5 protein-coding genes are annotated in these 6763 nt (G+C 37.9%); 2 read left to right on the top strand and 3 right to left on the bottom strand.

Annotation, left to right across the window (positions count from 1 at the left end):
* Both JCM6256_RS08935 and JCM6256_RS08930 read left to right on the top strand, forming a co-directional pair.
* Window positions 1–1753 (top strand): SLAP domain-containing protein (locus JCM6256_RS08935; RefSeq protein ID WP_025081337.1); only part of this gene is annotated, 1753 nt, incomplete at its 5' end.
* 94 nt (window positions 1754–1847) lie between these two features.
* Window positions 1848–2444 carry a hypothetical protein gene (locus JCM6256_RS08930; protein ID WP_025081336.1) on the top strand — a complete coding sequence of 199 codons (597 nt, stop codon included), beginning with the start codon at window positions 1848–1850 and terminating at the stop codon, window positions 2442–2444.
* 44 nt (window positions 2445–2488) lie between these two features.
* Here JCM6256_RS08930 and JCM6256_RS08925 read toward each other — a convergent pair whose 3' ends face one another.
* From JCM6256_RS08925 to JCM6256_RS10425, 3 genes are all read right to left on the bottom strand, one after another.
* Entirely contained in the window at window positions 2489–3694 is a 1206-nt protein-coding gene (locus tag JCM6256_RS08925) for an SEC10/PgrA surface exclusion domain-containing protein (protein WP_025081335.1), read from the bottom strand.
* Between the two features lie 131 nt (window positions 3695–3825).
* Window positions 3826–4809 carry an SLAP domain-containing protein gene (locus JCM6256_RS08920; RefSeq protein WP_051545899.1) on the bottom strand — a complete coding sequence of 328 codons (984 nt, stop codon included), beginning with the start codon at window positions 4807–4809 and terminating at the stop codon, window positions 3826–3828.
* A 166-nt stretch (window positions 4810–4975) separates the two neighbouring features.
* Window positions 4976–6763 (bottom strand): SLAP domain-containing protein (locus JCM6256_RS10425; RefSeq protein ID WP_025081333.1); only part of this gene is annotated, 1788 nt, incomplete at its 5' end.

Genomic DNA, 6763 nt, shown 5'->3' with positions numbered 1-6763 from the left:
GCCTGTTAACGCTGCTACTGCTCAAACTCCAGCTGCTAAGGATGCAAACACAAACACTGTAACTGATACTAAGTACACTGTTCCAGGCACTATCACCCTTGACCGTGGTTCAAACACTCAATTCAGCGTTAAGTTAACTGATAACCAAATCGAAGGTATCATTGATGGCGCTGTTAAAAATGGTGTTGATGCTTTAAAGGGTGCAAAGCCTAGTGATTTGTCTAACTTTACAGTAACTACTGTTAAGACTGATGTAAGTGGAGATAAGAGTGTATTCCAACAAACTATTACTTTTGAATACAACAAGAATACTTACTCAGTAACTGCAAATGCTAAGTTTGCTAGTCAACAAGGTACTCCATACTTCTACAACAAGACTTCTAACGAAGTAGTAAAAGATGGCTCAACTGTTAAGTTGAACAATATTTCTAACGGCTTCAGCTCAGCAGACTTATTAACTGCTATTAAGGCTGATTACGCTTGGAAGACTAGTGATGCTTCAGGTTCTAACGCTGAAATGACTACTACTGCTTCAGACATTGAAAGCCAATTAGTAGCTCAAGGCTTGAAGAGAGCTTCAAACGGTGACTTCGACTACCCAGCAAACGGCTTCGACCTTAAGTTGACTGCTAAGTCAGAAGACGGTAACACTGCTTCAATTACTGTAAGAATCAATGCAGATGTTAACTTCAACGCTCCAGTATTCGTTGTAAAACCTCAAACTGTTGACGATAAAATTATTGGTGGTCAAGTTTACTATAACAACAACATTGTAGAAACCACTTCAGGTAAATTTGAACATGATTCAAAGGATATTATCTTTAACAAAGAAGATGTTTACAACACTAAAGATAAGAAGTTCGACTTTGCTTCTTCAGCTGTAGTTGCATTCGTACAAAACGCTAATAAGAACGCTAAGAATGGTTACGATGCTTCTGCTGCCGAAATTGCTAAAAACCAACAAAAGGTTAAGGTTACTCCAGACACTTCAGCTGTAAATGAAAGTGTTAACGGTATTTACCCAGTAACTCTTACTGCTACTAACCCAGCTGGCTACACTTCAAAGCTTGTTGTTTGGGTTGCTATCAACGGTAAGAATGGTGAAGTTGCAGTTGAATACGTAAAGGAAGACAACACCAAGGTTTACACTATCGATGGTAACGTTGTATCAGAAGCTAAGACTGACGCACTTAAGAAGGGTGTAGGAGTTAACACTTACGGTAAGCTTACTGTAAACGGTGTTGAATACACTCGTATCAACAGCAAGGAATCAAACCAATTTGTTAAGAGCTCAGACTTAACTAACACTAAGCCAGCAGAAACTACTCCAGCAGTACAAACTACAACTAAGACTATCAACCACATTGCAACTGCATATGCTAAGGATGGTAAGACTGTTGTAGCTAAGAACGCATACCACGCATACGACTCAATCACTGTTGTGGCTGAAAAGGTTAACGGTATGTACCAAGTTGTTGAAAACGGCAAGCCAGTTGAAAAATACGTAAAGGCTGGTAACATTGACGGTACTTCAAGAACTGTAAAGCACAACTCATACGTATACAAGAACAACGGTAAGGCTTACACTTACAAGAAGACTGTTAAGAAGGGCAAGAAGCACGTAAAGAAGACTTACAAGAAGCTCGTTAAGAAGGGCGAAAACGTAACTACTTACGGTAGCGCATTCACTATTAACGGTCACAAGATGTACAGAGTTGGTAAGAACCAATACATCAAGAAGGCAAACTTCTAATAAGCAGTTAGCCTATACGCTAATAAATAAAGAAGGCAGAGCGAAGGCTCTGTCTTTTTTGTTTTAAATTATTAGTTTTTTGGAGGATATAATAATGAAAAAAATGAAGTTAGCCAGTATCGCTGTTGCCGCATTATTTGCAGTTTCACCAGCAATTAGTTTAACTCAAAACGTAGCTGTAAGCGCAGCTACTACTAGTCATACAGATGCTAAAGATGTATTCCGTCACTTTTTATCTGGAGTTAATTTCTACGAAAACAACAAGAAGGTTAGCGCAGTTTCATCTTTAAACAACACTACTTTAACTCATGGTACAGAAACCATTGATAATTCTTCTACCGATAATTTGATTGACGGTCAATATCGAATTCAATCATCAATTATGATTACTGGTTTTACTCCTTCTACGCACGATCGTAGTTTTGATATTGTAAATGAATCTGGAAACATTATTGGTTCAGCAATCATTCCAGCAAACTCTAGTCTTGCTCAAGGTAGCATGGACTTTACCTTTAATATCAAGAACGGCAAGATCGGTAAAACCAACCTTGGAAGCATCGGAACCAAGAGTTCTAAGAAAAAAGTTACCAAGAAACATACTAAAAAGCGTCATAAGAAGACAACAAAGAAGCGTAAAGCATCACGCAAGACCTCTCATAAGAAGTCAAAAAAGAGAGCAAAAAGAAGATAAATAAAAAAGATCTGCAGAGTATATTCTGCAGATTTTTTTGCTTACTAATTATTATTTAAAACGTTACTTGGAATACTAATATAGTGAACAGAATTCCAATCACCTACATGAGTAAAGGAAATTGCAAATGGACTATTTTGAGTTACAGAATTCCAATAAGAATCTTGGTGACAACTGGTAATATCAGCTGCGTGGTGGAATTCATCACCGTCAAATAAGAAAGCAATAATACCATCAAATGCTAATTCCTTAAGATCAGTCATGGTCTCAGGCTTATCAGTTGTGGTGCCATACATATCTTCAATTTGATTCATTCCGCCAATATCTAATCCATTTTGGGCAGCAGCTCTAGATAAACCAGGAACATAGTGATCTCCATCTTGAATACCACGACCATTTTCTTGATATTCATCGGCAACGTCATCAGCTAATTTTTGTGCAAATTCACTGTAATGCCATGATGGTCGATTCAACTTAGTTCTTACTTCATTGATAAGTCTCAAAGCAAATTGACTAATTTCTTCTTTTTGAGCTGCAGTTAAGTTGCGGTAATCTACTTTTTCATTGTCGTCTTTTTCAGATTCAGAAATAAAGGTATTATTATCGGTTCCCTCTTCAGAAGCCTTCACAATAGCGGAAGTTGGTGTATCTCCAGAAGCACTAACTTCATCAGCAGTATATGAAGCTGGAACGACGATATGGTTAGTACCGTGGAAAGTATATGAAACATCAACTTCATCAGTAGTGTTATCTGGATAGATTACCTCGATAGTTGCTTCAGTTTCTCCTTTAGGAGTAAATTCGGGTTTATTTCCCCACTCGAAGCGAGTACCTGCTGGTAATTTATCAGCATTGGTAATCAAAGTCCTGGCTTCTGGTAAAGATGGATGATTGTCTAAGTTGACTGTTGGATGTTTAACAACAGTTGGCTCATATTTTTCATCATCTGGAGTTTTAACTACATGTTTCTTGGCTTTGGCTAACTTGCCAACATTGTTAAAACGAACGTACTTATTGCGACCGATTCTCCAGTAACGCTTACCCTTAATTTTCTTAGTACTAATGACATTAATATGCTTGCCTTTACGAATCTTTTGCTTAGTTCTGTGGCCCTTAGAATTGTAAACATATGACATACGCTTGGTACGCATAGTTGCGGCGTCAACATTTTGGCTTTCTGAAATTGAGCCAATGATTCCAATTGAAAGAAATGCACTAGCTGTTAATGCGATAATTTTTTTGCTTTTCATCTCATTCTCCTTAAAACTCCAAAGTTTTTAAATTAACAAACACTATTATACCAAGATGTTCCTAATAAAGAGCCAAAAAATAAAACGTCCACAATAAAATGGACGTTTTATCAATTATATTAAAATGGTTTTTACTTAAAATTTGAAGTCTTTACGTATTGCTTACCAGTACCGATTCTGTAGTAACGTTTACCATTCACAAACTTATATGATGAACCATAGGTTGTTATCTTAGAACCCTTCTTCAAGACCTTCTTGTTAGCACGGGTCTTGCTGGTTGCGTAAACATAAGCATTATGAGTTAAAGTACGTTCAGTACCGTCAATATTTGCGGCGTTGATAAACTTAAGGGTATCAACAACTCTGTAGTAATCTGTACCTTTAATATTTACAGTGTCTGGGTAAACGTCAACGTTACGGAATGCACGATATGAGCCACCGGTCTTATTACCGTTTTGATCGTAAATAAGTGACTTATGCATAATAAATTTGGTTGTTGGTTCTGCGTTAGTGTTATCTGTGTATGAACCGTTGAACCAACCGCTCTTAATGTATAAGTCTGAGTTGGCACTGTTAAGTCGAGTGTATACTTTACCATCTACATTGATGTTTCCGTAAGTTGAGACTTTTGTATCATTTTTAATACCGATACCTGTATCACTTATAGTTCCATCAGGACTAATTTGGTAAACTGCGGCAACAGTATCTGGAGCACCTTCAACAGTTTTAAGATCATGTTGTTCACCAACAGTTATATGGAAAGTTACTCTTGTCTTAGCTGCAGTAGACATGTTAGTTGCAGTTACGGTTACTGGATATGAAGAAGCAATTCTGTTTTCAACATTTGTAGTATCAATATCTAACTTCATGCCTGGTGCTGAAAATGCGTTTTGAATAGCATTAATGTCAATCGATCCGTTAAGTGGAATATGTGCAAATGCGGCAGATGAAGCATCGATAGTAATATCTGAATCGTAAGCAACACCGTTGTAATAAATATATGGATTAGTCGTAGCAGCAGAAACTGTTGTATTGACTGGAGTTACTGAAGCAACAACAGGTGATACAGCAAGTAAAGCCGCGGTAGCAAGACCAATAACTTTAATTTTCTTCATAATAATTCCTTTCTAAAATTATTAGTTAACAGTTCTATTATAACGTAAAGCGCATACTTATATGAGGCTGTACGCATAATGTAAAAAGAATATTAACGATAATTTAAGATAAAAAAAGACAGAGCTTTCGCTCCGCCTTCTTTATTTATTAGCGCTTAAAGACTAATTACTTGTGGAAGTTAGCAACCTTGATGTACTTGTTGTAACCTACACGGTAGTACTTCTTACCGTTGATGGTCTTAGTAGTACCAAAAGTAGTTACGCTGTCGCCCTTCTTAGCAAGCTTCTTGTAAGTCTTCTTTACGTGCTTCTTACCCTTCTTAACAGTCTTCTTGTAAGTGTAAGCCTTGCCGTTGTTCTTGTATACGTATGCGTTGTGGCTTAAAGTACGTGAAGTACCGTCAATGTTGTTTGCGTTTACGTATTCTTCAGCAGTTGCGCTTACTCTGTAGTAAGTCTTGCCGTTGATAGTCTTAGTACCGTAAACTGGGATAGTTTCGTATGCTGAGATGGTCTTGTCGCCAACACGCTTACCGTTTTGGTCGTAAACGTATGACTTCCACATAACCTTCTTAGAACCAGTTTGTGCTACTGCTGATGGAGCAGCTGGAGCTGGCTTAGTATCAGTTAAGTCTGAGCTCTTAACAAATTCTTGAGTATCAAACTTACCATCAGTACTTACACGAGTGTATTCAGTACCGTTAATAGTTACTGAACCCTTAGTGAATAATGCAGTACCTGCTGCAACCTTGTTGCTAGTAGTAGTTACGTTGTTACCGTCGATAGTAACGATTGGAGTTTCACTCTTTACGTACATAACTGCTTCTGGAGTTGTATCACCAGAGTATACGTAGAAGGTAATCTTTGAAGTGTAACCTGCTGGGTTCTTGTCTGAAGTAATAGTGATTGGGTACAAACCATTCTTGGTAGTATCAACCTTGCTTGCATCTACATTGTAGCCAATAAAGTCGTTATTGTTTTGGTTACCTGAAACGTAAGCAGTAAAGTCACCCTTGTTCAAAAGTGCTTGGAAGCCAGCCTTACCATCTTTCTTGTAGTTGAAGATCTTTGGGCTAACAGTAAGAGTTGAGTTGTTAGCGTAACGCTTGTAGTTATCGGTAGTTGCGCCTTCTCTAATAACAGAATCATCGAAACCGAATGATGGGTTGTTAATGTTGAAGTCGTTAGTATTAACCTTAACAACTAAAGTAGCAGTCTTACCGTTTTCTGCCTTGACCTTGTAGTCAATGGTAAAGTTTTCTGCTGGGTAATCGAAAGTCAAACCGTTAGCAGTCTTGTTAACGCCTTGCTTAGTTAATTGAGCAGCTACATCAGCGGCATCAGTTTCAGCCTTAACTTCTGCTGAACCAGCATTGTGACCGTAACCATATGTCTTTTCGATTAAAGTCAAAAGTTGTTGAGCAGTGAAAGTACCTGAGTTGTTAGCACCATCGATGTTGTTCAATTGAACTGAACCTTTGTTGTCTTCAACAACTGCGCCAGCATTTTTACCACTCTTTTCGAAGAAGTAAGGGGTACCTTGTGCACTAGTACCAATTACTTGACGAGTAATAGTATATTCAATTGCTACACCATTCTTATTTGCAACTAAACCTTCGTTATTAATAGTAAGGCCGTCTGCTAAATAATCAGCAGCATCAGCTTTGTTACCGTCGTTCCATGCCAAGTTGAACTTAAGGGTTTGTGTTACCTTGTTGCCATCAGCTGAAACTGAAATGCTATCAACTTTACCGTTCTTAGCTTCAAAGCCATTAGGAACATTCAAGCCTTGTAATTCAGCTCTAGTTAAACCAGTGTTGTTAAGTGAGTCAGCTTCTGGAAAACGTGCAACGATGTTACTATTAGCCTTTACACTAGTAGCACTTAACTTATTATTTGCATTTGCAAGTGAGCTTGAAATGTTATCAGTAGCAGCTGAAACAGTAGCAGGTTG

The sequence above is a fragment of the Lactobacillus hamsteri DSM 5661 = JCM 6256 genome (genome assembly GCF_000615445.1).
Classification (GTDB): Bacteria; Bacillota; Bacilli; order Lactobacillales; family Lactobacillaceae; genus Lactobacillus; species Lactobacillus hamsteri.
The sequence above is the reverse complement of the archived record's forward strand: the minus strand, read 5'-3'. Positions and strand labels throughout refer to the sequence as shown.

Excerpts from the sequence above, each read along its gene's own strand:
- JCM6256_RS08930 (WP_025081336.1), top strand. The coding sequence starts at position 1,848 with ATGAAAAAAATGAAGTTAGCCAGTATCGCTGTTGCCGCATTATTTGCA.
- JCM6256_RS08925 (WP_025081335.1), bottom strand. The coding sequence starts at position 3,694 with ATGAAAAGCAAAAAAATTATCGCATTAACAGCTAGTGCATTTCTTTCA.
- JCM6256_RS08920 (WP_051545899.1), bottom strand. The coding sequence starts at position 4,809 with ATGAAGAAAATTAAAGTTATTGGTCTTGCTACCGCGGCTTTACTTGCT.